General features: G+C 66.1%; 23 protein-coding genes and 1 tRNA gene. 18 read left to right on the top strand and 6 right to left on the bottom strand.

From position 1 onward, the window contains the following. The first annotated feature begins 128 nt into the window (after window positions 1–128). From IMW82_RS00775 to IMW82_RS00850, 16 genes are all read left to right on the top strand, one after another. Entirely contained in the window at window positions 129–548 is a 420-nt protein-coding gene (locus tag IMW82_RS00775) for a YciI family protein (RefSeq protein ID WP_211003597.1), read from the top strand. A 126-nt stretch (window positions 549–674) separates the two neighbouring features. Further along, window positions 675–1,952, top strand: a complete 1,278-nt coding sequence (locus IMW82_RS00780; RefSeq protein WP_211003598.1) for an RNA polymerase sigma factor — start codon at window positions 675–677, stop codon at window positions 1,950–1,952. 113 nt (window positions 1,953–2,065) lie between these two features. Then, window positions 2,066–5,794: a diguanylate cyclase gene (locus IMW82_RS00785; protein WP_211003599.1), complete on the top strand. Its 3,729-nt coding sequence runs from the start codon at window positions 2,066–2,068 to the stop codon at window positions 5,792–5,794. Window positions 5,795–6,237: 443 nt separating this feature from the next. Then, window positions 6,238–7,380 carry a tyrosine-type recombinase/integrase gene (locus tag IMW82_RS00790; protein ID WP_211003600.1) on the top strand — a complete coding sequence of 381 codons (1,143 nt, stop codon included), beginning with the start codon at window positions 6,238–6,240 and terminating at the stop codon, window positions 7,378–7,380. Window positions 7,381–7,453: 73 nt separating this feature from the next. Beyond that, on the top strand, window positions 7,454–7,834 hold the full coding sequence (locus tag IMW82_RS00795) for a hypothetical protein (RefSeq protein ID WP_108471519.1): 381 nt from the start codon (window positions 7,454–7,456) through the stop codon (window positions 7,832–7,834). Window positions 7,835–7,985: 151 nt separating this feature from the next. Further along, a complete protein-coding gene (locus tag IMW82_RS00800; protein WP_108471518.1) occupies window positions 7,986–8,702 on the top strand; it encodes a hypothetical protein in 717 nt (238 codons plus the stop codon). 73 nt (window positions 8,703–8,775) lie between these two features. Continuing rightward, window positions 8,776–9,039, top strand: a complete 264-nt coding sequence (locus tag IMW82_RS00805) for a helix-turn-helix domain-containing protein (protein WP_108471517.1) — start codon at window positions 8,776–8,778, stop codon at window positions 9,037–9,039. Then, on the top strand, window positions 9,036–9,254 hold the full coding sequence (locus tag IMW82_RS00810) for a hypothetical protein (RefSeq protein WP_108471516.1): 219 nt from the start codon (window positions 9,036–9,038) through the stop codon (window positions 9,252–9,254). Before IMW82_RS00805 ends, IMW82_RS00810 begins: the two co-directional genes overlap by 4 nt. Then, window positions 9,251–9,475, top strand: a complete 225-nt coding sequence (locus IMW82_RS00815; protein WP_108471515.1) for a helix-turn-helix domain-containing protein — start codon at window positions 9,251–9,253, stop codon at window positions 9,473–9,475. Before IMW82_RS00810 ends, IMW82_RS00815 begins: the two co-directional genes overlap by 4 nt. Continuing rightward, the gene (locus IMW82_RS00820; protein ID WP_211003601.1) at window positions 9,472–9,741 is read left to right on the top strand and encodes a hypothetical protein; all 270 of its coding nucleotides are present in this window, start codon (window positions 9,472–9,474) and stop codon (window positions 9,739–9,741) included. The genes IMW82_RS00815 and IMW82_RS00820 overlap by 4 nt, the downstream gene beginning before the upstream one ends. Window positions 9,742–9,835: 94 nt before the next feature. After that, a complete protein-coding gene (locus IMW82_RS00825) occupies window positions 9,836–10,768 on the top strand; it encodes a helicase RepA family protein (RefSeq protein ID WP_108471513.1) in 933 nt (310 codons plus the stop codon). A gap of 476 nt (window positions 10,769–11,244) precedes the next feature. Continuing rightward, window positions 11,245–11,919 (top strand): hypothetical protein, encoded by a 675-nt coding sequence (locus IMW82_RS00830; RefSeq protein ID WP_211003602.1) that lies wholly within the window; start codon window positions 11,245–11,247, stop codon window positions 11,917–11,919. 3 nt (window positions 11,920–11,922) lie between these two features. Next, the gene (locus IMW82_RS00835; RefSeq protein WP_211003603.1) at window positions 11,923–12,522 is read left to right on the top strand and encodes a hypothetical protein; all 600 of its coding nucleotides are present in this window, start codon (window positions 11,923–11,925) and stop codon (window positions 12,520–12,522) included. Further along, window positions 12,515–13,285, top strand: a complete 771-nt coding sequence (locus IMW82_RS00840) for a terminase family protein (RefSeq protein ID WP_108471510.1) — start codon at window positions 12,515–12,517, stop codon at window positions 13,283–13,285. Before IMW82_RS00835 ends, IMW82_RS00840 begins: the two co-directional genes overlap by 8 nt. Beyond that, the gene (locus IMW82_RS00845) at window positions 13,282–13,992 is read left to right on the top strand and encodes a hypothetical protein (protein WP_211003604.1); all 711 of its coding nucleotides are present in this window, start codon (window positions 13,282–13,284) and stop codon (window positions 13,990–13,992) included. Before IMW82_RS00840 ends, IMW82_RS00845 begins: the two co-directional genes overlap by 4 nt. Window positions 13,993–14,284: 292 nt before the next feature. Beyond that, complete coding sequence (locus tag IMW82_RS00850; protein ID WP_211003605.1) at window positions 14,285–14,971, top strand: hypothetical protein; 687 nt, start codon at window positions 14,285–14,287, stop codon at window positions 14,969–14,971. A gap of 46 nt (window positions 14,972–15,017) precedes the next feature. Here the strand turns inward: IMW82_RS00850 and IMW82_RS00855 are convergent, their stop codons facing one another. Together IMW82_RS00855 and IMW82_RS00860 are read right to left on the bottom strand one after the other, a co-directional pair. After that, on the bottom strand, window positions 15,018–15,518 hold the full coding sequence (locus IMW82_RS00855) for a hypothetical protein (protein ID WP_211003606.1): 501 nt from the start codon (window positions 15,516–15,518) through the stop codon (window positions 15,018–15,020). A gap of 149 nt (window positions 15,519–15,667) precedes the next feature. Beyond that, window positions 15,668–15,742: transfer RNA gene (locus IMW82_RS00860), tRNA-Val, on the bottom strand. A 124-nt stretch (window positions 15,743–15,866) separates the two neighbouring features. On the opposite strand from IMW82_RS00860, the gene IMW82_RS00865 reads away from it, so the two are divergent. Continuing rightward, the gene (locus IMW82_RS00865) at window positions 15,867–16,208 is read left to right on the top strand and encodes a lipid-A-disaccharide synthase N-terminal domain-containing protein (protein WP_108471505.1); all 342 of its coding nucleotides are present in this window, start codon (window positions 15,867–15,869) and stop codon (window positions 16,206–16,208) included. Window positions 16,209–16,251: 43 nt separating this feature from the next. Here the strand turns inward: IMW82_RS00865 and metH are convergent, their stop codons facing one another. Genes metH through IMW82_RS00880 form a run of 3 tightly spaced genes read right to left on the bottom strand, consistent with a single transcriptional unit; the run spans window position 16,252 to window position 20,990 of the window. After that, complete coding sequence (gene metH, locus IMW82_RS00870) at window positions 16,252–18,951, bottom strand: methionine synthase (protein WP_211003607.1); 2,700 nt, start codon at window positions 18,949–18,951, stop codon at window positions 16,252–16,254. Continuing rightward, complete coding sequence (locus tag IMW82_RS00875) at window positions 18,948–20,027, bottom strand: homocysteine S-methyltransferase family protein (protein ID WP_211003608.1); 1,080 nt, start codon at window positions 20,025–20,027, stop codon at window positions 18,948–18,950. The genes metH and IMW82_RS00875 overlap by 4 nt, the downstream gene beginning before the upstream one ends. A gap of 33 nt (window positions 20,028–20,060) precedes the next feature. Continuing rightward, window positions 20,061–20,990, bottom strand: a complete 930-nt coding sequence (locus IMW82_RS00880; protein ID WP_108471502.1) for a metalloregulator ArsR/SmtB family transcription factor — start codon at window positions 20,988–20,990, stop codon at window positions 20,061–20,063. 132 nt (window positions 20,991–21,122) lie between these two features. Between IMW82_RS00880 and IMW82_RS00885 the strand changes: the two genes are divergently transcribed. Then, window positions 21,123–22,283, top strand: coding sequence for an acyl-CoA dehydrogenase family protein (locus IMW82_RS00885; protein ID WP_211003609.1), 1,161 nt, complete (start codon window positions 21,123–21,125; stop codon window positions 22,281–22,283). A gap of 166 nt (window positions 22,284–22,449) precedes the next feature. On the opposite strand, the gene IMW82_RS00890 is transcribed toward IMW82_RS00885, so the two are convergent. Further along, a complete protein-coding gene (locus IMW82_RS00890) occupies window positions 22,450–25,704 on the bottom strand; it encodes an efflux RND transporter permease subunit (RefSeq protein WP_211003610.1) in 3,255 nt (1,084 codons plus the stop codon). Window positions 25,705–25,706: the final 2 nt, after the last annotated feature.

Here is a 25,706-nt window from a genome sequence, read left to right on the forward strand (position 1 = left end):
CAACCCTCCCCTGCTTCGCAGGGGAGGGAGCACGCCGGGCCGTGTCGATTTGCCGGGCTGCCGTTCGTCGTCCGGATAGTGCCGGGGTTGGCCTGCCTGGCTCCCATCCATCCGAAGGAGACACGACGATGCGCTGCATGGTGATAGTGAAGGCGACCCGCGACTCGGAAGCCGGCGTGATGCCCGGCGAGCCGTTGCTGGCCGCGATGGGCCGCTACAACGAGGAACTGGTGAAGGCCGGCGTCATGCTGGAGGGCGAGGGTTTGCAGCCCAGTTCGAAGGGCGTGCGGGTGAAGTTCTCCGGCCGCACGCGCACGGTGATCGACGGGCCGTTTGCCGAGACGAAGGAACTGATCGCCGGCTTCTGGTTGTGGCAGGTGCAATCGATGGCCGAAGCGGTCGAATGGCTCAAGCGCGCGCCGTTCGACGACGATGCCGAGATCGAGATCCGCCAGGTGTTCGAGGCCGAGGATTTCGGCGCCGAACTCACCCCCGAATTGCGCGAGCAGGAGGAACGGCTGCGCGCGCAGCTCGCGGCGAAATCGTGAACCGCACTGCGGGCCGGTTCGGCGCAGGATCTGCGGCCACGTCTTGCGTGATGCGTGCCGGGAGCCGGGCGCAGGCGTGACTTCCGGCCTTGCGCCGGTGGGGTGGGGATGCTGTGATCGGTCGCCATGAGCACGACCGACACCCATCGCACCATCGACGCTGTCTGGCGGATCGAATCGGCCCGGTTGATCGCTGGCCTCGCGCGCATGCTGCGCGACGTCGGCCTGGCCGAGGAGCTGGCGCAGGATGCGCTGGTGGTGGCGCTGGAGCAGTGGCCGCAGAGCGGCGTGCCGGACAACCCCGGCGCGTGGCTGATGACCACCGCGAAGCATCGCGCGATCGACCGGCTGCGTCGCAGCAAGCTGCTCGAACGCAAGCACGAGCAGCTGATGCATGAGTTGGAACACGAGCAGGAACAGGCAAGGGCTGCCGACGAGGCGGCGCTGGACGACCCGTTCGGCGACGACCTGCTGCGGCTGATCTTCACCGCCTGCCACCCGCTGCTGTCGATGGAGGCGCGCGTGGCGCTGACCCTGCGCCTGCTCGGCGGCCTGACCACGGAGGAGATCGCGCGCGCCTTCCTGGTGCCCGAGCCGACCATCGCGCAGCGCATCGTGCGCGCCAAGCGCAGCCTGGCCAAGGCAGCGGTGGCCTACGAGGTGCCCCGCGGCGAGGAAATTGCCACGCGCCTTTCCTCGGTGCTCGGGGTGATCTACCTGATCTTCAACGAGGGCTACTCGGCCACCGCCGGCGACGACTGGATGCGCCCGGCGCTGTGCGAGGACGCCTTGCGCCTGGGCCGGGTGCTGGCCGGGCTGATGCCGCGCGAACCCGAGGTGCACGGCCTGGTGGCGCTGATGGAGCTGCAGGCTTCGCGTTCGCGCGCACGGGTGGACGCGCACGGCGAGCCGATTTTGCTGCTGGAACAGGATCGGGCCTTGTGGGACCGGCTGCTGATCCGCCGCGGCCTGGCCGCGCTGGAGCGGGCCGGGAAGCTGGGCGGCGCGTTCGGCCCGTATGCGCTGCAGGCCGCGATCGCCGCCTGCCACGCGCGCGCGCCGACCGGTGCGGCGACCGACTGGCCGGGCATCGCCGCGCTGTACGCGACATTGGCCCGGGTGATGCCGTCACCGGTCGTCGAACTCAATCGCGCGGTGGCCGTGGGCATGGCGGATGGTGCGGCAGCGGGCTTGGAGCTGGTCGACGCGCTGGCCGGGGAGCCGGGCTTGCGGCGCTACCACCTGTTTCCTGCGGTGCGCGGCGACCTGCTGGCCCGGCTGGGCCGTGTCGACGAAGCGCGCCGGGAGTTCGAGCGGGCTGCCGGGCTGGCGATGAACCGTCGCGAGCGCGAGCTGATGCGCAAGCGCGCCCGGACGTGCGCGGAGGATGCGCCGGCCGGGTGAACGACGCCGTCGTGCACGGCAGCACGACGGATGATGGATTAATGCGTGCTCCCGTGATGAAGTAGGACCACGGTCGATGCACCGTCGGTTCGTTCGGGGGGATTCGCAAGCGGATGAACAGCCAGGAGCAGGCACGTGGCGAACTGCGCGAACGCTTCTACCGGAGCGTGGCGGAGACCCTTGCGCTGCTGCATGCGACGCCGGATCGCGACCGCCGCCTGATCATGGTCACGATCGCGGGCATCCTGGCCTCGACCATGGATCTTCCGCTGGTATGGATCGGCCGGCGCGAACCGGCGCACGACGGCGTCGAGGTCCTGGCGGCGGCGGGGCCCGCTGCGATTTACGCGTCCGCACTGCATCTCAGCGCAGACGAATCCGCCCCCGGCGGGGGCGGGCCGGTGGGCATGGTGTTGCGCCAGGAACGGGCGCGGGCCACCTCGGTCGATGCGCCGGAGTTCGCGCCATGGCGCGACGCCGCGCGGCGGCACGGTTTCGGATCGTGCATCGTGGCCGTGTCGAGGACGCGCGACGATGGCCAGCTGGCGCTGGCCGCCTACTCCCGCGACGACGGTCCCAGCCTGAGCGGGGAGTTGCTCGACTGGGCACAGCGGCTGGTCGACGAACTGAGCCGGTTCTGGGACCACCAGCTGCTGCTGGAGCGCAGCGTGCGGATGAGCCGCTATCGCGATGCGCAGCGCACGATCCAGCGCGCCTTGCTCGAACAGCCCGACCCGGAGTCGGTCTACCGCACGCTGGCCCGGGCGCTGGCCGAGATCGCCGGCGCGGCCGCCGTCGACGTGTTCGCCGTCGACGACGCCGACCCGATGCTGCGGCGGATGGCCCTGGTCGGCCCGATCGCGGACGTCGTGCGCGGCCTGCCGCCACCGCCGCGGCACGACGACGGCCCGCTTGCGCCGGCGCCGACGCTGGCCTTCATGCGGGGTACGCCGTTCATCCGGCGCTATGCATCCGAAGCGCCGCAGGACGACACGGCCTTCCGCCGGGAGCTGCTCAAACATGCCGGTGCGGTGGGCTGCTGGCCGCTGTTCGCGTCCCCGGCCGACGCGATCGGCGCGGCGCGGACGCCGGCCGGCGTATTCGTCGTGCTGACCGTCGAGCCGGACGCCTTCGACGACGAGATGTGCCGCCTGCTGGACGAAATTGCCGACGCGACCGGGCTGGCGTTGCGGCAGCATGCGCAGCGGCATGCCCTGCTGCAGGAACAGGAGCGGCAGACCTACCTGGCCCTGCACGACGATCTCACCGGCCTGCCCAACCGCCGCGCGCTGGACCGGCACCTGGAGACCGTGCTGGCCCATGCCCGGCGGCGCGGGCGACTGGTGGCGGTGGGGCTGCTCGACTTGGACGACCTGAAGCCGATCAACGATCGCCATGGCCATGCCGTGGGTGATCGCCTGCTGGTCGAGATGGCGGAGCGTTTCCGCCAGATGCTTCGCACCAGCGACTACGTGGCGCGGCTCGGCGGCGACGAATTCGTGCTCGTGTTCGAGGATCTCGAGTCGGCCGAGGACATCGACGGGCTGCTGGAGCGTATCGGCGAAGTTCTGCAGTTTCCGATGACGATCGAAGGCGCGGTCATGTCCGTGGGCGCCAGCCTGGGCATCGCCCTGTATGCCAGCGATACCCAGGCCACCGGCGAGCAACTGCTGCGCCGCGCCGACCAGGCGATGTACCAGGTGAAGTCGCGCAAGCGGCACCGCTCGCACTGGTGGTCGCTGGTGTCGCCCGATGGCGTGGTGGACCAGGCCGACGAACTCGATGCCGCCGCCTCGCCTTACGGTGAACAAGCCGCCATGCTGCTGGGCGCCTGCAGCAAGGCGTGGGAACCGCGGTTGCCCGGCATCGTGGAAAGCTTTCGCGCGGGACTGCGTTCGCATGACGGCATTGCCCGGTTGCTGGACCTGCTTCCGGCCGCGGATGTGAAGGTGTTCGAGGAGCATCAGCTGCAGCATCTGCAGGTCCTGCTGCGGGCGGATCTCGACATGGCCGGCCACCACGCCCGGGCAACCCGAACCGGCCTGTTCCATGCGGCCTGCGGACTCGAGGAAGTCTGGCTGCTGGAAGCGATCGAGCAGTTGCGCGACATTCTGGCGACCACGCTGGCCGGCGTCGGCCAGACCGATCGCCGTGCGCTGGCGATCCTGCTGCAGCGACTGGGCATGGAACGGCAGTGGCAGCTTGAAAGCATGCGCGAACTGCAGCGTCGCCGGGTGGCCTTGCTGGCCAGGGTCAACGCTCTGGCGTGGTCGGCCGAAGGCTACCTGGAACTGATCCAGGGCGTGGCCGACATCCTGATATCGCACGAGGAAATCATCGCCTGTTCGGCGGGGCGGCCGGACGCGTCGGGCCAGCTGACCTACGAGGCGGTGGCGGGAACGGCCTTTGCCGAATACCTGCATGCGCTGGTCAGCGGCAAAGCGGTGCCGATCCGGGTCGGTGCAGATCAGTCGGAGGGGCAGGGCCCCAGTGGGCGCGCCTGGCGCACGGCGAGGATCCAGCGTTGCGCCCACTACGGCAGCGACCCGTCGATGACGAATTGGCGCGACATCGCGCTAAGTCTCGGGGTGGTTTCCAACGTGGCTATTCCGCTGTGCGCCTCGCCGCTGCAGCCGGCGGTGGTGCTGACCGTCTACAGCCCGTACGCCGGCGGCTTTCACAGCGAAGACCAGCGGGCATTCCTCGAGCAGATCAAGACCGTGCTGGACCTCGCCCTGGCGCGCCTGGCGCCGCCGCGCCAGGGCACCGAGCTGCTGCCGTTCTTCGTGCGCGAGCGCTGGCGCGCGACGGTCGCGACCGATGCGCTGCAGATGCACTACCAGCCGCTGGTCAGACTTGCCGATGGCCGGGTTACCGAGGTCGAGGCGCTGGCGCGGTTGCGCGACGATGACGGCGACCTGCTGGCGCCGGCCAGGTTTCTTCCCGCGCTGGGCGCGGACGATTTGCTCGTGCTGTTCCGTCAAGGGCTGGCCCAGGCCGCCGCCTGTCGCGAATTGCTGTTGCAGGCGGGCCATGCGCTGGACATCTCGGTGAATGCGCCCGCAGCCGCGCTGGAGGACCCGCGCTATGCCGAGGTGGCGGCGGCGGTCATCGCCAGCAGCGGCTGTGCGGCGCAGGCGTTGTTGTTCGAGATACTCGAGTCGCCGATCGGCACCGAGCATGCTGCCGTGCCGCAAGGCTCGGGCATGCAGTCGCTCAAGACCCTGGGCGTGCGCCTGGTCGAAGACGACCTCGGCGCGGGCTACAGCTCGCTCATCCGCCTGCGCCAGTGGCCGTTCGACCGGATCAAGATCGACCAGGCGATCGTCAGCCAGGTCCGGCAGGATCCGTTGGGTACCTTGCGTTTCATCCGTCAGCTGATCCGGATCGGGCACGACCTGCGGCTCGAAGTGGTCGTCGAGGGGCTGGAATCGCTCGACCTGATCGAGGCTGCAACGATCCTAGGCGCGGATTTCGGCCAAGGCTATGCACTGGCGCGACCGATGCCCGCCGATGCATTGCCCGCCTGGCTGGCGTGGTACCGATGCGGGCAAGATTCCGCATGGCCGCGAACCGGGCTGGGCGCACTCGCCGGCGAGTTGCGCTGGGAGGAACAGCTCATTGCCTTGCCGGCCGAGCCGGCGTTCTGGGCCCGGCATGCGCAGGTAAGCTGCGGCCCGGGCGAATACCTGCACGATATGGACCTGGCAGTGCTGAATGCCAGTCACGAGGCCATGCACAGGGCGGCCCTGGCCGGCCCGTCCGACCCGGGCTACCGTCGCGAGCGCGAAGCCTTCCTCGCGCTGCTGGTCGAGCACGTGCTCGGCAGCCTGCATTCCTGAGGCCATGCCTACACCTGGCCGAAACGAACAAGGGCCCGGCAATGCCGGGCCCTTGTTCGATGGATTCGGTGGTGGGCGATGCAAGGATCGAACTTGCGACACCTGCCGTGTGAAGTGCCCGTTGCTACACGCACGCTGCGCTTTTCATGGGGCCACAACGAACAAGGCCACCCGGAAAGGCGGCCTTGTTCATTGAAATCGGTGGTGGGCGATGCAAGGATCGAACTTGCTACAACTGCCGTGTGAAGGCAGTTTTGCATGTGCAAGATTAAGCATTGCTGTTTTTAAGTGGCTGATTTGACTGGCTGTGTTGTGCATCATCGTGCGTAGAAGTGTGCTATAGTTTTTCCACGTCGTTTTCACGTGGGGACGAAAGCATGCGCAAGAGGAAGGATGCAGCGGCACCGGAAGGCGCGAAGAAGGGCGCCCCGACCCTGGCGCAGGTGCGTGCGTGGATCCAGTCCAAGAGCGGGCGCGCGAAGCTGCCACAGCGCAACGATCCCTATTGGGGCGCGCCTGTGGATCGCGGCCTTTTCGTCGGCTACCGCAGCATGGCGCACGGCGGCAACTGGATCGCGCGCTGGCGTGACGAGGACGGCAAGCAGAACTATCACCCGCTGGGCGCGGTGAACGAGGACAACCCAGACGCGTACATGGAGGCGACGAAGGCTGCGCGTGCGTGGCTCAAGCGCATGCGCGCCGGCGTGCGTAGCACTGAGGTTGTCACCGTGGCCGATGCGTGCCGCGAGTACGTGCAAGACCGGCGCAGCGAGAAAGGCGAGGCCACGGCGATCGACGCCGAGCAGCGATTCGCGCGCACGGTCTACGACAGCGAGGTGGGTAAGACCCTGCTGGATCGGATCACGACGAAGCGCATCACCGAATGGCGCGACGCGCTATCCGAGCCGGACGATTCCGGCAAGGTGCTCGGGCGCGCCAGCGTGAATCGCACGCTGACCGCATTGAAGGCCGCGCTCAATCTCGCGGTACGCAATCGCAACGTGACGCCGGAGCGTGAAATCGAGTGGCGCTTGGTCAAGCCGCTGAACAATGCGAGCGATCGACGCGAACTGTTTCTGGACTTGGGCCAGCGCCGCGCGCTGCTGGCGGCTGCCGAAGGGGACATTCGTCACTTGATCGAGGCCGCCATGCTGACCGGCGCGCGGCCTGGTGAGCTGGGCCGAGCACGCTGCCGCCAGTTCGATCCGCGGACCGGCACGATGGTGTTCGACGGCAAGACGGGCAAGCGTAGCGTTCGCCTGACGCCGGCGGCGGCCACGCTGTTCAAGGCGATGCGCAAGGGCAAGCTTCCCGAGGCGTGGCTGTTCGACAACGCCGGCGCGGCGTGGGACAAGCACGTATGGAACGAGCATGTGCAGAAGGCCGCGGAGTCCGCCGAGCTGCCGCCTGGCGTGTGCCTCTACACGCTGCGCCACAGCTTCATTACCGAAGCCATCACCGGCGGGCTATCGCCGCTAGAAGTGGCGCGCATGGTGGGCACGAGCCTGGCCATGATCGACAAGCACTATGGTCACTTGGCGAAGGATACGGCTGTCGACCGCCTCGCCCGCGTGGCCCTGATTTAACCGCCGCCGGCGCCAGCGGATGCACCCGCCGGGCCGGCGACTTCCACAGCAACACCTGACAACGAGGTGCACCATGGCGACTGAAAGTGTAACGAACGATTGGGATGTTGAGACCGAACTGATGAAGGCCGCCGCCCTGGCCGACATCCTCACGTGCGTTGGAACCAGCGAGATCCAGCCGAAACAGGACACCATTACCATCGTGGCGGACTTGCTCGGCAAGGCAATCGAGAATATCCGCGCGGATGTACTGCCGGATGACCGCCCCGCAGGCACCGAAGGCAACCGCCTGGGCAACATCCTGGCCGATGCGGCAACGCTCCCCGATAGCGACCTGGCCGTGCTGCAATCGTGGCTGCGTGCGTACCGGAACGGGCTGGAAATGGAGCCCGACTCCATGCGTCGTACCAGCGATGCGGACGTGCGGGCAATAAATGGGAGGGCTGCAGCATGACGAAGCAAACGACGAAGCGGAAAAAGGCCGCTGATCCGGATGCGCTGTTCCGCCGGCTGATGCGGGCGACGCAGCCATGGGCCGATGCGCATGCTGTTTCGCGGAAAGGACTGCGCGCGTTCGGCTTGCGTCCGAGTCGCGTGGCGCGGTAATGGCCGGACGCAATCGCAAGGATGGAACGGGCGCCCAAGTGGCGCCCGAAGCGTCGAGGAGGCGTGTGCACCTTGACCTGACGGAAGACGAAGCTGCAGAGATAAACCGGGCCGAGGTTGCGCACTTGCTCGCCACCGGTCAGCGCCAGCAGGCCGCGGCGCGTGTACGGCTCCGCGTCGGCGTGGCGAGCAAGACGGAGCTGGCCGAGCTGCTGCGCCTGCTGGCCGCTGAGCTGGACGCTGTAGGGAATTCCTACGACCGGCGTGGCAAGCCGGCGCGCGGTGGTTGGGATGGAACGGACGAAGGACGAGACAATTTCATCCTGAATTCGGGTATCGCTTTTGCAGTGGATGATTATGTCTACGCGGTCATTGCCCGCGATCTTCTGGACGGCCGCGCCATCCACGCCAACAAGCTGGCCGACTTCGCCGTGCGCAGGCTTCGCATGCGTATAGCCGGTGCCCCGAACGATCTCGATGGACAAGTAGTGGCAGCGTGCGCGGCTATCGAGAAAGACCCCGACGGGGAACGCGCCGCGATACTGCCGAACGCGAAGCTGCTGCTGAAAGAGCTTGGGCTTGACCGTCTGGCACCGGGAAAGGGTTTTCGGAATCACGCCAAGCGGATCATCGTGGAGCACTATGCGGCGCAATACGGACTGACCACATCTCAAGTCGATCGCGCAATCACCAAGCGAAGCAAACCTGCGCAGTAAATCCGATTTACTGCGCACCTTCGTTAGGGATTCGCTTATTCAATACGTGTCACCCATACAGAGGTGCACGTCCATGCAAGCATTTACGTCTGATCCAATCGCCCCCGCAGAACAGGGCAAGATTCACCCCGTCATCATCCGCGATGGCGAATTCCACATCTCCCCGCTGGTGCACCAAGTCGACGCCGCCGCGCGTCGGCTGGGCGTGAGCCGGCGCACGTTCTATCTGATGGTCAAGGATGGCCGCCTTCGCACGTTCAAGATTGCCGGCCGTGTTGTGGTCGCGGAAAGCGAGCTGCAGCGTGTCGTGGCCGAAGCCATGCGGGAGGCCGCATGAACGCGCCCAGGCCGTTGAGCCGAGCCGAGGCCGCCGCGCTGTTGCGCGACATGAGTGAGGCGCAGCGTGAAGTATTCGCCTCCCGCGTGGCAGAAAAAGCGATGGCATTCCTTTGCGCTGGCGGATCCTATGGCGCCTTGGCGGACGCCATGCAATCGGTGTTCGCCGAGATGTTTGCCGAGCTGCAGGCCGCGCGCGATGGGGAATCCGCATGAACGCCGCCATCACTCCCTGGGCATCCGTCGCCGACGACAACCTGACCACGAAGCAGGCCGCCGATTGGATGCGCCGATCCGAGTACACCATGCGCCGCTGGCGCTCAAGGAAGATCGGGCCGCCGCACTTCACGATCAACGGCCGCGTGCTCTACAGCAAGACCCAGCTGCAAGCGTGGATCGAAGCGCAGCGGGCGAGCTGTCAGGAGGTGGCAGCATGATCGCCGTCGAGATCGTGGAGTGCGCCGACGACGCTGCGCTGGGCAATGCAGTGGCGGCGGCGAGTGGCTGGTTGATCGGCCTGACCCGCCAAGCGGACGGCACGCTGGAGGATGTCCTGGTCGTCCGCGGCCACGGCCACGCGACGAGCTTTACGGCGGTGGTTCCAGTCGCAGACGTGGAGCGATTCGCTGCGGCCCTGCCGTCTGAGGTCGCCGGCGCGCTGCGGGAAGCCGCAGCACGCATCCGCAAAGGGGGCAGCCAATGACCGACCTCAGAAACGGAAACGCCGCGGTGCCTGCCGCGGCGGATCCAGAAACTACAGCAGAGCAGCTGCGGGCAGATTATAACGCGGGGTGCGCATGAGCGAGGGAATCAGCCTTGTGCAATTCAAGCGCGCCGACCGGGTCGAATTCAAGGCCACCGAATGGCTTATCGACGGGTGGCTAGTCAAGGACACCACTGCGGGGCTCGTTGCCCCATCGGGCGCTTGTAAATCGTTTCTGGCGATCGATTGGGCTTGTCGCGTCGCCACGGGCTCGCCGTGGTTCGGGCGCAACGTCAAGCAGGGTGCTGTGTTTTATCTTGCTGGTGAAGGTCGCACCGGCCTGCGCAAGCGAATCGCCGCGTGGGAAAAGTACAACGGCATCCCGATCGAGGGCGCCCCGTTGTACTTGGCGGACGGGTTGCCATTCCTTTGCGATGACTACGCGGCTTCCGACGTGATCGAGTCGATAAAAGCCATCGCCGACGAGATCTTTTTCGAATCCGGCTGCGACCCTGAGCTGATCGTCATCGACACCGTTGCGCGTGCAATGGGCGGCGCCAATGAAAACAGCTCCGAGGATATGGGCCGGTTTGTTCGCTCGTTGGACGTTCTGCGCGCGGCTTGGAAGTCGACCATCCTGACCGTCCACCACACCGGACTTGATCCAAACAGCCAGGACAGGGCACGCGGCAGCAGCGCCTATAGGGCGGCGCTCGATAGTGAAATGGTCATCAAGCCGGGTGATCCCGAATTCACGTTGCGGGTTACCAAGGCAAAGGACTGGCCCGAGCCATCGCCACTGTGCCTTCGTCGTGTCTCAGTCGATATTGAACTGTCCCAATCCGATGGCTCAACCATCAAAGAGACGAGCCTCGCGCTACACGACTCTGCAGGGGCGCTGGTCGAATCAAAGCGGCGATCAGACGTGATCGAACTGAAGCGCAAAGGCTTGTCACTGCGCGAGATCGAGAAGGAAACAGGTATCTCTAGAAGCACCGCTTCCCGCTGGCTTAAAGAGGCCGCTTGAGCCTGTCCCGTCCCACCCGGGTATACACCCCGGGGTGGTTGGGACAACGGTGTGTCCTGCGGGACGAAAACGCGTGGGACAGCTTGGGACATGGGACAGCTCGGCCGCCCGAGCTAGGGGGTGGCGCGAGGCCAAAAACCGCATAAGAACGCCATTTGCGCGTTATCGGCACCCCTGTTTCGGTGCCCCAAATGCCCCGCAACCCGCACCACTAAGCCATTTCTGGTGCTCGAGCTTTTTTGGTCATTCAGGCGGCGCGATCGACGTGATTGCCTGCCCTAGCTAGGCAGGCAAAACAGTCAGAAAGCGCTGCGTTACGTGGCGTGGCAGTGCCAACGTGAAAACCGGCACGTAAAACCGCGCACGCAATCGCCACAACAAGCCACGTTTTGCTGTCTGGTGCGGCGCATGCCCCGCGCCGACACTTGTTCCACTACAGCATTCCGCGCAACCACACCGCACCCAAGGAATCACCCATGGCCGTCATGCGTTCCGATCAGCAATACCTGGAGGCCGTCTGGCCGAGCGTCTCCGCAGCCGGCGTCGATGGCGAATACGCGGTTTCACGGCTGCACAGCGTGCAAGAGCGCACCCGCGCCGCCTGGGGCGACATGCACGGCAAGCACACCCGCACGATGGCCGATGCCACCAAGACCGAAGCCGGCCGCGTGGTCGCGTCGGCCAAGTTCGCGCGCAACATCCTGGCCGCGCACCGCGCCGCCTATGAGGAGGCACGCGAGAGCGCGGCCGGCAACCTGCGCATGAAGCAGGCGCAGCTGCAGCGCGCGCTGAACCCGCCCAGCGACCCCGGCGAGGCTGCGCTGTACGCCGAGATCCGCAACACGCTGCGCGGCATGAAGACCGGCGACCGCATCGACGCGGTAACGGCCGCGCTTGCCGAGGGCGGCGATCGCCGCGTGGCGCATGCGGCCGTGTCCGGCCCGGAGCTGGTCGCCATGCTGCCGCCTGCGGTGCTGTCGCGGTTCCGCGACCAGTACTGGTGCGCCACCATGCCGAACGAATGGGGCGCAGCACAGCGGCTGTCCGAAGCCCTGGCAGAGGCGCAGACGGGCATGGATCGGCTGGAGCAGCACGCCGCCGAGATGGTCGATTTCCAAGCGGCCGAAGCCTACGAGCGGGCGGCGGCCTGATCCATGGCACGCCCCTGCAGCGTCTGCGAATGCCCCGACCGCGCCCAGGCCGAGATCGGGCTGGCTAACGGCATCGCCGTCCGCGTGCTGGGCCTGCGCTTCGGCCTGGCGCCGGACGCGCTGCAGCGCCACAAGCAGAACCACATGGACGCCTCGCTGGTCGCGCGCCTGCGCACCCGTGGCCATCGTTCGGACGAGGAGCTGGCGCATATACGCGAGGTCGAAAGCAAGAGCCTGCTGGATCACTTGGTGTGGCAGCGCGGCAGGCTTTATCGCAATTCCGATCGTGCCTTTGCCCTGGGCGACTTCGCCGGCGAGCGTGCGGCGCTGGAGGCGGCCGGCAAGGCATCGGAGCGCATCGGCAAGCTGCTGGGCGAGCTGGGCGCGGCAATCACGATCAACCACAACACGCAGATCAACCTTGTGCAGTCGCCGGAGTGGCACCGCATCCGCACGGCGCTGGTGCGCGAGCTGCGCCCGCTGGGCGCCGAGGCCATCGCCGCCGGTGCGCGTGCGATCTCCGCGGCGGAGAGTTCGATCACGCCGCCGGTGCTGCCGCCATCGCGCGAAGCGCTGATTCTGGAGGCGCTGCCCCATGAGTAGCGCCGCCGCCGACTTCCTTCGCGCCGCCGACCCGGTGCAAGTGTTCCGCGAGGGCGCGCGCGATGCGAACGGCCAGCCGATCGAGCCGGCTCCGTGGCAAGTAGAGGTCATGTGTTCCGAGGCGCGCCGGCACCTGATCCTGTGCAGCCGGCAAGCCGGAAAATCGACCACGATCGGCGCGAAGGCCGCGCACGGGCTGATCTACCGGCCCGGTCTCTACCTGATCATCGCGCCGACGCTGCGCCAGTCGCGGCTGCTGTTCAAGAAGGCCAGCGCGGTCTACCGCAACCTGGCCGACGGGCCGCGCATCGTGAAGGACAACGAGACAGAGATGGAGCTGGAGAACGGCTCGCAGCTGGTCGCGCTGCCCGGCGACAACGACGCGAACATCCGCGGTTTCTCCGCGCCGCGCGCCGTCTACATCGACGAGGCCGCACGTGTGGCCGATTCGGTCTATGCGGCGCTGCGTCCCATGCTGGCCGCGTCACCGGACGGGCAGATGATCGCACTGAGCACACCATGGGGGCGGCGCGGCTGGTTTTACGAGGCCTACGAGCTCGGCAAAGGCTGGGAGCGCACGAAGATCACCGCGCGCGATGTGCCGCACATCAGCGAGGACTACCTGGCCGAGGAGCGAGAGAGCATGTCGGAATGGCAATACCGCGCCGAGTTCCTTTGCGAGTTCACGGACACCGAGGAAGCGTTTTTCTCCGGTGAGCTGATCGACGCCATGGTCGACAACACCATTGAGGACTGGGCATGAACGCCACCGCCGCGCCGCTGCCGGCGCAAGATCCCCGCTTCCACTACGGCTCGACCGTCGCGGTCGGCGTTGACCTGGGTCAGTCGCACGACCCGACGTCCATCGCCGTTATCGAAAAGGTCGCGCCCGAGATCCCGGCGGACACACACCCGCCCAAGGTCGAGGCGTTGCGCTTCGCCATGCGCAGCATCCGGCCAAAGTACCAGTTGCGCTTGCTGGAGCAGGCGCCGCTGGGCGAGAGCTACATTCTGCAGGCGCACCGCTTGAAGCGCATCCTGGCGCGCGCGCAGATCGCCGAGCATGACCCGCTGGTATGGATCGACGGGACTGGCGTCGGCAAAGCAGTCGTGGACATTTTTCGGCAGGAACGCATCCCGAACCTGCGGCCGGTCGCGATCACGTTCGCCGGGCAGGAAGGCCCGGACGGTCGCGGCGGCCACAGCGTACCGAAGATCAACCTGGTGAGCCGGGTACAGGCGGCGATGCATACCGGCTGCCTGGTCATGCCCGACACGCTGCCGCTGGCAAAGACGTTCCGGCGCGAGCTGCTGGATTTCCGCGTGAGCTACAGCGCCGTGGGCAACGCCACCTTCGGCGCGCGCGAGGGCGCGCACGACGATTTAATCCTGGCCGTCGCGCTGGCGATGTACGGACTGGACAGCAACCGGCGCGTCATCGTGGAGCCGTTTCCGTGGGGGAAGGTGTAATGGGTCAGGGTCTGCAGGTGTGGGATGCCAGCGGCAATCTTGTCCTGGATATTGGCGATCGGTTGACCCGATTCGTTGACGTGATCGCCGTCGCCGTCGGGGCATCTGGAACGGTTCAACTCCCGCCCGGAACGCCGTGGTGGTACTCCGTAGTTACCAGTGGCACCACTGCGGTGGGATCGGCATACACGCCTGCTATCAGCGTGGACGCGAACAACCTGCTTTCGTATGGGCCGAATACCGTGTACGGAACCGGGCAGGTGCCTTGCACGCTTGTTGTGGGGGTCTACTGATGCAAGCGGGATTTGAGGTCTACAACGACGGCAACGCGCTGGTCATTGATGGCACGTACCGGAACATGTCATTCCGGCTCAAGGGCACGGCTGTAACCACGACGGTTGTAGACCAGTTCTCCACCGTCACTGTCAGCCTAAGCGGCTTGAGCGGCTACCCATGCGTCGCCGTCAAATCATCGTCAGGCGCCTGGGCGGCAGTGCGCTCATATGCGAGCGGCGCCTGCCTGGTGGACATCGTCGCGCTTGGCGGGGTGGGCACTTCGGTCGATTACTACATCTTCGATCTCCCGCAACCGATAGCTGGCGACAATGCCGGGCTACAGGTTTTCAACGCCGCCGGCGACATGGTGTTTTCGTCGTCGCACCGATACGTGCGCATCGTCGGTTCCATCACTGCCAGCGCCGGCCCCAGCTTGCCGTCCAATTCGATAACGCTGGCGGCAGGGAAAACCTATGCGGTCATGCAAAACAACCCGATGGCCTATGCCAAAATCGTGAATCAATCACCCGTGCCCGGAGAGCAGGACTGGTACCTGTATTCAATGCGGGGATGCTTCAAGGTGGCCAGCAATGTCATCACGGCAGTGGCCAGCGAATTTGCCGCGGTCCACTATGGGGTGACGGTGCCGCCGCCGTATTCGGTTGCGGCGACGGGATTCGTCGTGGATGTCACCGGCTACTGATGGCATCCCTTGCCTGGTGCAAGTCGATACGATCAAGCAGGCGAGCTTAGCGCATGCCGCAGATTGCGAAGGCCACGGGAAACAGAGTGCGCAGCCGATCAATCGACAGGTATGTACCGCTCGCGTCATAGAGCTGGTAGAAGGCAAGGCCGCCAACACGCATCAACGTCGCGCGCTCGTCGCCCAACGCTTTGCGTTGAATCTCGTCCGCTTGCGCAGCGATCCATTCCCCGTAGGTGAGCGCTGCGGATACTGGCCCGGTCATGCTTGCACGTGTCCCCGGTAGCAATTCGGGAAGGTCTATGCCCAGCTCTCGCCACGTGCGCATGACGGGCAGCCCTATGCACCGACAGCGCGCATGGATGTGCCCGGGACCGCCAAGCCACGGAACTTCATGATTGATCGGCGCATGGCTCGGGGCCTTGGAGTAAATCAGCCCATCCCTGATCCTGCACTCGGGGCGCGATGCTGTGTCGAGTGTGCCAAGCCAACGCACACCGACAATCAGGTCGTCGTTGCGATAGGCATCAAGGTCGCCGGCTCTCATGGCCTGTCCACCCGTCGAGCGATCCGAGGAAGCGGCATGCTAGGCACGCGCCGTTCGCCTCGTCCACCGCCCGGAAAATCTTTTCCACGTATTTTTTCATTTGCACGAAAAAGGCCACCCGTTGAGGTGGCCTAAATCGTTGAATCTATTGGTGGGCGATGCAAGGATCGAACTTGCGACACCTGCCGTGTGAAGGCAGTGCTCTACCGCTGAGCTAATCGCCCGCCGAGAACGCGCAATTTTAGGGGGAGTCGCGGAACTGGTCAATGCCTTGCGTGGATCAAACGTGCCGGGACGGGGATGCGGGTTGCTAGACTTGCCTCCACCTCAAGTCGAAAGCGCATCACCATGGAATTCATCAGCGTTCATCTGGCCAGCATTCTGCACGCCCTGCAGCAGTTCGAGCTGACGCCGTGGAAGATGGTCGGTTTTACCGGAACCTTGCTGTTCACCAGCCGCTGGTTCGTGCAGCTCTACTACACGCGCAAGTACAAGCGGGTGGTGATGCCGCTGGCGTTCTGGTGGCTGTCGGTGTTCGGCAGTGCCTTGCTGCTGGCGTATTTCGTGGTCGGCAAGAACGACTCGGTGGGCATCATCTCCAACTTCTTCCCGGTGTTCGTCTCGGTCTACAACCTGGTCGTGCATTTGCGCCACCGCAAGAACAGCATGACCGGCGACGCTACTGCGTGAGTTGGTGCAGGGCGGGCACTGCCTACCCTGCGGGAGTGACCGGTCAATCCGGGTCGTAGTCGAGGTTGGCGGCCAGCCAGCGTTCGGCTTCAGCCTGGCTCCAGCCCTTGCGCTTGGCATAGTCCTGCACCTGTTCCAGGCTCAGCCGGCCGACCACGAAATACTGGCTGCCGGGGTGCGAGAAGTACCAGCCGGACACCGCCGCTGCGGGGTACATCGAGAAGCCTTCGGTGAGTTCGATGCCGGCGTTATGGGTGGCGTCGAGCAGTTTGAACAGCGTGGCTTTCTCGGTATGGTCGGGGCAGGCGGGGTAGCCGGGGGCAGGGCGGATGCCCTGGTATTTCTCGGCGATCAGCGCCTCGTTGTCGAGGCTCTCGTCGGGCACGAAACCCCAGAACTCCTTGCGCACGTGCTGGTGCATGCGTTCGGCGAAGGCTTCGGCGAAGCGGTCGGCCAGGGCTTTGAGGATGATCGAGGAGTAGTCGTCGTGCTCGGCGTGGAAGCGCTCGAGGTGCGGCTCGATGCCGAGCCCTGCGGTGACGGCGAAGCCGCCGATCCAGTCGGGCTTGTCGAACGACTTCGGCGCGATGAAATCGGCCAGACACAGGTTGGGCCGTTCCACCGGCTTGTCGGCCTGCTGGCGCAGGTGGTGCAGCGTGGCCAGCCGCTGGGTGCGGCTGTCGTCGGTGTAGATCTCCACGTCGTCCATGAGGTTGGCGGCCGGCCAGAAGCCGATCACCGCGCGGGCCTTCAGCCACTTCTCGCCCACGATCTTGTCCAGCATCGCCTGCGCGTCGGCGAACAGCTCGCTGGCCTGCACGCCGACCACGTCGTCGGTGAGGATGGCGGGGTAGTGGCCGGCCAGTTCCCAGGCCTGGAAGAACGGCGTCCAGTCGATGATTTCGCGCAGCTCGGCCAGCGGGTAGTCGTCGAATACGGTGAGGCCGGGCTGCACCGGTTGCGGCGGGTCATAGCTGGCCCAGTCGCAGCTGAAGCGGTTGCCGCGTGCGTGCGCCAGCATCACCAGTTTCTTGCCGGGGCCGCGGTGCTTGTGGCGCTCGCGCACCTCGGCGTATTCGCTGCGCACCTTGGCCAGGAAGCCGTCGACCAGCTCCTTGCTGACCAGCGACTGCGCCACGCCGACCGCGCGCGAGGCGTCCTTCACCCAGACGCAGGCGGTTTCGTAGTTCGGCTCGATCTTGATCGCGGTGTGCGCGCGCGAGGTGGTGGCACCGCCGATCAGCAGCGGGATGCTGAAGTTGCGCCGCTTCATTTCGCGGGCAACGTTGGCCATCTCCTCCAGCGAAGGGGTGATCAGGCCGGAGACGCCGATCATGTCGGCCTTCTCCTCGATCGCGGTGTCGAGGATCTTCTGCGCCGGCACCATCACGCCGAGGTCGATCACCTCGAAGTTGTTGCAGGCGAGCACCACGCCCACGATGTTCTTGCCGATGTCGTGCACGTCGCCCTTGACCGTGGCCATCACGATCTTGCCGTTGCTCTTGCTGGTGTTGCCGCTGAGCTTTTTCTCTTCCTCCATGAAGGGCAGCAGCCAGGCCACCGCCTTCTTCATCACGCGGGCGGATTTCACCACCTGCGGCAGGAACATCTTGCCGGCGCCGAACAGGTCGCCGACCACGTTCATGCCGTCCATCAGCGGGCCTTCGATCACGTCCAGCGTGCGCGTGACGGTCTGGCGCACTTCCTCGGTGTCTTCCACCACGAACTGGTCGATGCCGTGCACCAGCGCGTGTTCCAGCCGCTTGCGCACCGGCAGTTCGCGCCAGGCCAGCGCGTTGCCGTTGTCCTGTTCGCGCGCGCCTTTCTTGTGCTTTTCGGCGATCTCCATCAGCCGCTCGGTGGCGTCGGCGCGACGGTTCAGCACCACGTCTTCCACGCGCTCGCGCAGCTCGGGTTCCAGCTCGTCGTAGATCGCCAGCTGGCCGGCGTTGACGATGCCCATGTCCATGCCGGCCTGGATAGCGTGGTAGAGGAACACGCTGTGGATCGCCTCGCGCACGGTGTCGTTGCCGCGGAACGAGAACGAGACGTTGGAGACGCCGCCGGAAAGGTGCGAGTGTGGGAAGCGCTGTTTGAGCAGCTTCGCCGCCTCGATGAAGTTCACCGCGTTGTCGGCGTGCTCCTCGATGCCGGTGGCGATCGGGAAGATGTTGGAGTCGAAGATGATGTCTTCGGGTGGGAAACCCACTTCCTCGGTGAGCAGCCTGTACGAACGCTCGCAGATTTCCAGGCGACGCGCCACGGAATCGGCCTGGCCGTTCTCGTCGAACGCCATCACCACGGTGGCGGCGCCGTAGCGCAGGATTTTCCGCGCCTGCTCCAGGAACGGTTCTTCGCCTTCCTTCAGCGAGATCGAGTTGACCACGCCCTTGCCCTGCAGGCATTTCAGGCCGGCCTCGATCACGCTCCACTTGGAGGAGTCCACCATCACCGGGATCTTGGCGATGTCCGGCTCGGCGGCGATCAGGTTGAGGAATTTCACCATCGCCGCTTCGGAATCGAGCAGGCCTTCGTCCATGTTCACGTCGAGGATCTGCGCACCGCTCTCGACCTGCTGGCGGGCCACGTCCACCGCTTCGTCGTAGCGGTCTTCCTTGATCAGCTTCTTGAACTTGGCCGAGCCGGTGACGTTGGTGCGTTCGCCGATGTTGATGAACAACAGGTCGGGAGTGATGACCAGCGGCTCCAGGCCGGACAGGCGGGTATGGCGCGTCACGGTCATGCGGCCTCCGCCTGGTCGGCCGAAGGCAGTGCACGAGGGGCGATGCCGCGCACCGCCTCGGCAATCGCCCTGATATGCGCCGGTGTGGTGCCGCAGCAGCCGCCGACCAGGTTGAGCAGGCCGTCGTGGGCGAAGTCGGCGATCACGCCGGCCATGTGTTCGGGCGTCTCGTCGTATTCGCCGAACGCGTTCGGCAAGCCGGCGTTCGGGTGCGTGCTGACGTAGCTTTCGGCCAGGCTGGCCAGCGTCTGCACGTGCGGGCGCAGGTCCTCGGCGCCGAGCGCGCAGTTGAAACCGACCGACAACGGGCGGGCGTGGCGTACCGAGTAGTAGAACGCCTCGGCGGTCTGCCCGGACAGGGTGCGGCCGGAGCGGTCGGTGATGGTGCCGGAGATCATCACTGGCACCTGTGCGCCGCGCTGGTGGAACAGCTCGGACAGCGCGAACAGCGCGGCCTTGGCGTTCAGCGTGTCGAAGATCGTCTCGACCATGATCACGTCGGCGCCGCCGCCGATCAGGCCACTGGCAGCCTCGGTGTAGTTCGCCGCCAGCTCCTCGAAGGTGACGTTGCGGAAGCCCGGATCGTTGACGTCGGGTGACAGCGAGGCGGTGCGGCTGGTCGGGCCGAGCACGCCGATCACGAAGCGCGGCTGCTGCGGCGTTTTCGCGGTCATCGCGTCGCAGGCGGCGCGGGCCAGCTTCGCCCCTTCCAGATTCAGCTCGTGAGCCAGGTGCTGCAGCTTGTAGTCGGACTGGCTGATACGGGTGGAGTTGAAGGTGTTGGTTTCGACCAGGTCGGCGCCGGCTTCCAGGTAGGCGTCGTGCACGCCGCGGATGATTTCCGGGCGGGTCAGGGTGAGCAGGTCGTTGTTGCCCTTCAGGTCGCAGACCCCGGCATGTTCGTGCGAGTGGCCGTCGTGGCCGTGCTCGAAGCGCTCGCCGCGGAAGCCACCTTCGTCCAGCTCATGCGCCTGCAGCATGGTGCCCATGCCGCCATCGAGGATCAGGATGCGCTGGCGCAACGCCTGCTCCAGCAGGGCGACGCGGTCGGGATGGAGCCAGGGCAGGGTATTCATCGAACTTCCTTTGGTTGAACGGTGCAGCGGTGCTCAGGCGCTCTTGCGCGCCAGCAGGCTGATCACTTCGAAATGCGGCGCCTTGCGCTCGCGGCTGAGCCGGTTGCAGCTCAGCACGGCGAGGCCGGCGGCGCGCGCGTAGCCGTCGAGCTGTTCGCCGCTGAAGCCGAGGTTGCGGTGGTCGAACGGTTCGACCGCGGCGCGGTGGTCGTGCTGGCCCAGCGTCACGGCGAGCAGACGGCCGCCGGGGCGCAGCAGGCGTGCGGCCTCGGCCACCGCCTGCGCGGGGTGCTCGGCGTAGGTCAGCGCGTGCAGCATCAGTACCAGGTCGAAGCGCTGTTCGCCCAGTTCCAGCGCATGCATGTCACCCCGGACCACGCGCACGTTGGCAAATGCCTTCAGTCGCTTCGCGGCGGCCTCGACCACGCGCTCGCTGGAATCCACGCAGACGATCGAGTGCGCGTGTGGCGCCAGCAGCTCGGCGGTGATGCCGTCGCCGGAGGCAATGTCGAGCACGTCGCCGGTCTCCAGCAGCTGCAGCAGCGAGCGCGCCAGCGTTTCCCAGGTGCGGCCCGGCGAGTAATGGCGCTCCATGTCGCCGGCCACGGTGTCGGCCCAGCCTTCCTCGCGCGCACGGTTTGCCAGTACGCCGGGCAGCCGCACCGAGTCCTCGCGCAGCAGCGCATCGTCGATGCTGGCGCGCAGCGAAGCGAGCAGGTCGTGCTGGGCCGCGTCGCCTTCGTTGTTGGCGCGGTAATAGGCCGACACGCCGGCGCGGCGGTCGCGCACCAGGCCGGCTTCCTTCAGCTTGGCCAGGTGGGTGGACACGCGCGGCTGCGCCAAGTGCAGCACCGCGGCCAGTTCGGCCACGGTGAGTTCCTCGTGTTCGAGCAGGGCCAGCAGGCGCACGCGGGTGGGGTCGGCCAGCAGGCGCAGCACGCTGGAAGCGGTGGCCAGATCCATTGGTTATCCCTGTATCGCGATACAAAGATGTATAGGCTAGGCCGGGCTTTGCCATGCGTCAAGCCGGCAGCGGCAAGCCGGCGTGCCATTTCCCGCTAAAATTGGCGGCTTGTTTGCCTGCAGGAGCCACCCGTGGATTTCCGTTTTACCGAAGACCAGTTGTCGATCCAGTCTATTGCCCGCGATTTTGCGCAAAAGCGCATCGTGCCGGTGGCGGCCGAGCTGGATGCCAGGGGCGAGTTTCCGCTGGAGAACATCCGCGAGATGGGCCAGCTCGGCCTGATGGGCATCGAGGTACCGGAAGCCTACGGCGGCGCGGGCATGGATCCGATCGCCTACGTGCTGGCGATGATCGAGATCGCTGCCGCCGACGCCGCCACCGCGACCGTGATGTCGGTGAACAATTCGCTGTTCTGCAACGGCATCCTCAAGCATGGCAACGAGGAGCAGAAGCAGAAATTCGTGCGCGCGATAGCCACCGGCGAGGCGATCGGCGCCTATGCGCTGACCGAGCCGCAGTCCGGTTCCGACGCTTCGGCCATGCACACCCGCGCCACGAAGAACGCGAACGGCGACTGGGTGATCAACGGCAAGAAGAGCTGGATCACCTCCGGCCCGGTGGCGCGCTACATCGTGCTGTTCGCCATCAGCACGCCAGGCATCGGTGCCAAGGGCGTGTCGGCCTTCATCGTCGATACCCAGTTGCCGGGCTTCCACGCCGGCAAGACCGAGCCAAAGCTCGGCATCCGCGCGTCGGCCACCTGCGAGATCGAGTTCACCGACTACGTGCTGCCGAAGGAAAACCTGCTCGGTGAAGAGGGCAAGGGCTTCTCGATCGCGATGGGCGTACTCGACGCCGGCCGCATCGGTATCGCTTCGCAGGCCGTTGGCATCGCCCGCGCTGCGTACGAGGCCACGCTGCAGTGGTCGCGCGACCGCAAGGCCTTCGGCCAGCCGATCGGCACGTTCCAGATGACGCAGTCGAAGATCGCCGACATGAAGTGCAAGCTCGATGCAGCGACCCTGCTCACCTTGCGCGCCGCGTGGACCAAGGGCGAGACCGAGAAGCACGGCGGCCGCTTCGGCACCGAGGCGGCGGTGGCCAAGCTCACCGCGTCCGAAGCGGCGATGTGGATCAGCCACCAGGCGGTGCAGATCCACGGCGGCATGGGCTATTCCAAGGAAATGCCGCTGGAGCGCTACTTCCGCGATGCCAAGATCACCGAGATCTACGAGGGCACCAGCGAGATCCAGCGGATGGTGATCGCGCGCGCCGAAACGGGATTGCGATAGAGCCGGGAATCGAGAATCGGAAGAGCGCCGCGCCGCGGCGCAATCTGGCTGATGGAAGTCCCGCGGCTTCCGATGGAAACAAAACGCCCCGGCTGATGCCGGGGCGTTTTTTTCTGGAGCTTGCAGGGGCGGGCTTTTCCTGTTTCCGACTCCCTGTTGCCGGCCCTCAGTGCCCGCGGCGTGGGTCCGAATCGAATGTGTGCGGTCCATCCAGTGCGGGCTTGGCCGGCGCGTTGCCATCCAGCTTGTCGCCAAGCAGGCGGCGCACGACCACGTAGAACACCGGAATCAGCAGCACGCCTAAGAAGGTGGCGAACAGCATGCCGCCGATCACGCCGGTGCCGATCGCATGGCGCGCGTTGGCGCCGGCGCCGCTGGAGATGAACAGCGGGAACACGCCGCCGATGAATGCGATCGAGGTCATCAGGATCGGCCGCAGTCGCAGCCTGGCTGCATCCACCACGGCTTCGCGCAAGGTGCGCCCCTGGCGCTGCTCGATCACCGCGAACTCCACGATCAGGATCGCGTTCTTCGCGGCCAGGCCCATCACCGTGATCACGCCGATCTTGAAGTAGATGTCGTCGGGGAGGCCGCGCAGCAGGGTGAACACCACCGCGCCCAGGATGCCCAGCGGCACCACCAGCAGCACCGATACCGGGATCGACCAGCTCTCGTACAGCGCCGTCAGGCACAGGAACACGATCAGTATCGACAGCACCATCAGCAGGATCGCTGCGTTGCCGGAGAGGATTTCCTGGTACGACTGGCCGGTCCAGTCATAGCCGAAGCCGCGGGGCAGGTCGTCGCTCACGATTTTCTGCATCGCGTTCATCGCCTCGCCCGAGGCATGCCCCGGCGCCGGCGAGCCGACGATCTCGACCGCCGAGTAGCCGTTGTAGCGGGTCAGCGAGGGTGACGATATCTGCCATTTCGCCTGCACCACGTTGGACAGCGGGATCATCTGCGGGGTGCCGTCGGTATTGCTCCGCGTGCTTGGCGTGAAGATGTGCTGCAGCGCATCCGGGCCCATCCGGTAGGCCGAGTCGGCCTGCATGATCACGCGCTTGACGCGACCGCCGTAGGAGAAGTCGTTGACGTACACCGGCGCCAGCATGAGGCTGATCGCGTTGTAGATGTCGCCCACCGACAGCCCCATCGACAGTGCCTGGGTGCGGTCCACATCCAGGCGCAGTTGCGGCGCGTCCTCCAGTCCGTTCGGTCGCACGCCGACCAGCAGCGGATTCTTGCTGGCCGCGCCAAGCAGGGTGTTGCGGGCGGCGGTGAGCGCGTCACGCCCGGCACCGCCGCGGTCCTGCAGGTACATGTCGAAGCCGCCGAACTGGCCCAGACCCTGCACCGTCGGCACGTTGACGATGAAGATCTGCGCATCGCGCACCGACTGCACGGCCCCGTTCGCGCGCTGGATGAATTCCGCGGCCGTGACGCTGGGGTCGAAGGGCCGGGCCTTGCCCTCTCTGACCAGTTTCTCGTGCTGTTCCTGCGCGGCCTTCTGGTCCGGCGCCCAGCCGCGTTTGCCCCACGGCTTGAGCCGGATGAAAGCCATGCCCACGTTTTCGCCCTGGCCGAGGAAGCTGAAGCCAGCGACCTGGATCACGCCATCGACGGCAGGGTCCTGCTTCAACACGGTGAGCATCTGTCCCATCGCCGCGTTGGTGCGCTGCAGGCTGGCGCCGGGCGGCAGCTGCACGATCGCCAGCGCGAAACCCTGGTCCTCTTCGGGCAGGAAGCTGCCGGGCAGGGGGGTGTACAGGAAACCGGTCAGCACGCTGATCAGCACGAACACCATCATCCAGCGCGGCGCGTGGTGCACGGCGCTGCCGATATGGCCGGTATAGGTGTGGGTGATCTTCCCGAACGCGGTGTTGAACCAGCGGAACACGAAGTTCTTCTTCTCCTCGTGGACCGGCGTCAGGAAGCTGGCGCACAGCGCCGGCGTGAACGACAGCGCGAGGAAGGCGGAGAACGCCACCGACATCGCGATGGTCAGTGCGAACTGCTTGTAGATCACGCCGGCGGCGCCCGGCTGGAATGCCGAGGGCACGAACACCGCGATCAGCACCACGGTGATGCCGACCACGGCGCCGGTGATCTGGCCCATCGCCTTCTTGGTGGCCTCCTTCGGCGACAGGCCTTCCTCGGTCATGATGCGTTCGACGTTCTCGATCACCACGATCGCGTCGTCGACCACGATGCCGATCGCCAGCACCATGCCGAACAGGGTCAGCTGGTTGATGGTGAAGCCGAGCAGCAGCATGCCGATGAAGGTGCCGAGCAGGGCTACCGGGATCACCAGGGTGGGAATGATGGTGGCGCGGATGTTCTGCAGGAAGATCAGCATCACCAGGAACACCAGGCCGATCGCCTCGATCAGCGTGTGCACCACCTCGTTGACCGAGACCTTGACGAAGGTGGTGGAGTCGTACGGAGTGAACCAGCTCACGCCCTGCGGGAAGCTGCCGGCCAGCTCGTCCATCTTGCCGTGCACCGCGGTGGCCACGTCCAGCGCGTTGGCGCCGGGCAGCAGCTGGATCGCGAACGCCGCCACCGGGGCACCGTCGTAGGTGGTGTTGAAACCGTACACGCCGGCGCCGAAGCTGACCCGGGCCACGTCGCCGAGCTTGACCGTGGTGCCGTCGTTGTTGGCGCGCAGGATGATGTTCTCGAACTGCTCGGGCGTGGTGAAGCGGCCCTCGGTGGCCACGGTGACGCTGATGCCCTGGCCGTTCGCCGCCGGGTCGGAACCCAGCGAGCCGGCCGCGAACTGCACGTTCTGTGCGGTGACCGCGGCCAGCGCCTGGCTGGCCGACAGGCCGTAGCCTTGCAGTTTGTCCGGGTCCAGCCAGATGCGCATGGCGTACTCGCCACCGAACTGCTGGGTGCTGCCGACGCCAGGCACGCGCGAGATCTGGTCGAGCACCTGCGACGCCACGATGTCGTTGAGGTGATTGCGGTCAATCTCGGGGTTGTCCGAGCGCAGTGCGACCACCTCAAGGAAGCCGGAGTTGGCCTTGGCCACCACCACGCCCTGCTTGGTCACCTCGGACGGCAGACGCGGCGTGGCCAGCGAAACCTTGTTCTGCACCTGTACCTGGGCGATGTCCGGGTTGGTGCCGTTCTCGAAGGTCAGCGTGATGCTGACGCGGCCGCTGGAGCTGGACGAGGAGCTGAAGTACAGCAGGTGATCGATACCGGTCAGCTGCTGCTCGATCACCTGGGTGACGTTCTTCTCGGTGGTGTCCGCGCTGGCGCCCGGGTAGACGGCGTTGACCACGACCGACGGCGGCGCGACCGACGGGTAGGATTCCACGCCCAGGTTGAGGATGGACAGCACGCCGCCCAGCGCGATCAGGATGGCCACCACCCACGCGAAGATCGGGCGGTCGATGAAGAAGCTCGGCATGG

The sequence above is a fragment of the Rhodanobacter sp. B2A1Ga4 genome, assembly GCF_018101315.1.
Lineage (GTDB): Bacteria > Pseudomonadota > Gammaproteobacteria > Xanthomonadales > Rhodanobacteraceae > Rhodanobacter > Rhodanobacter thiooxydans_A.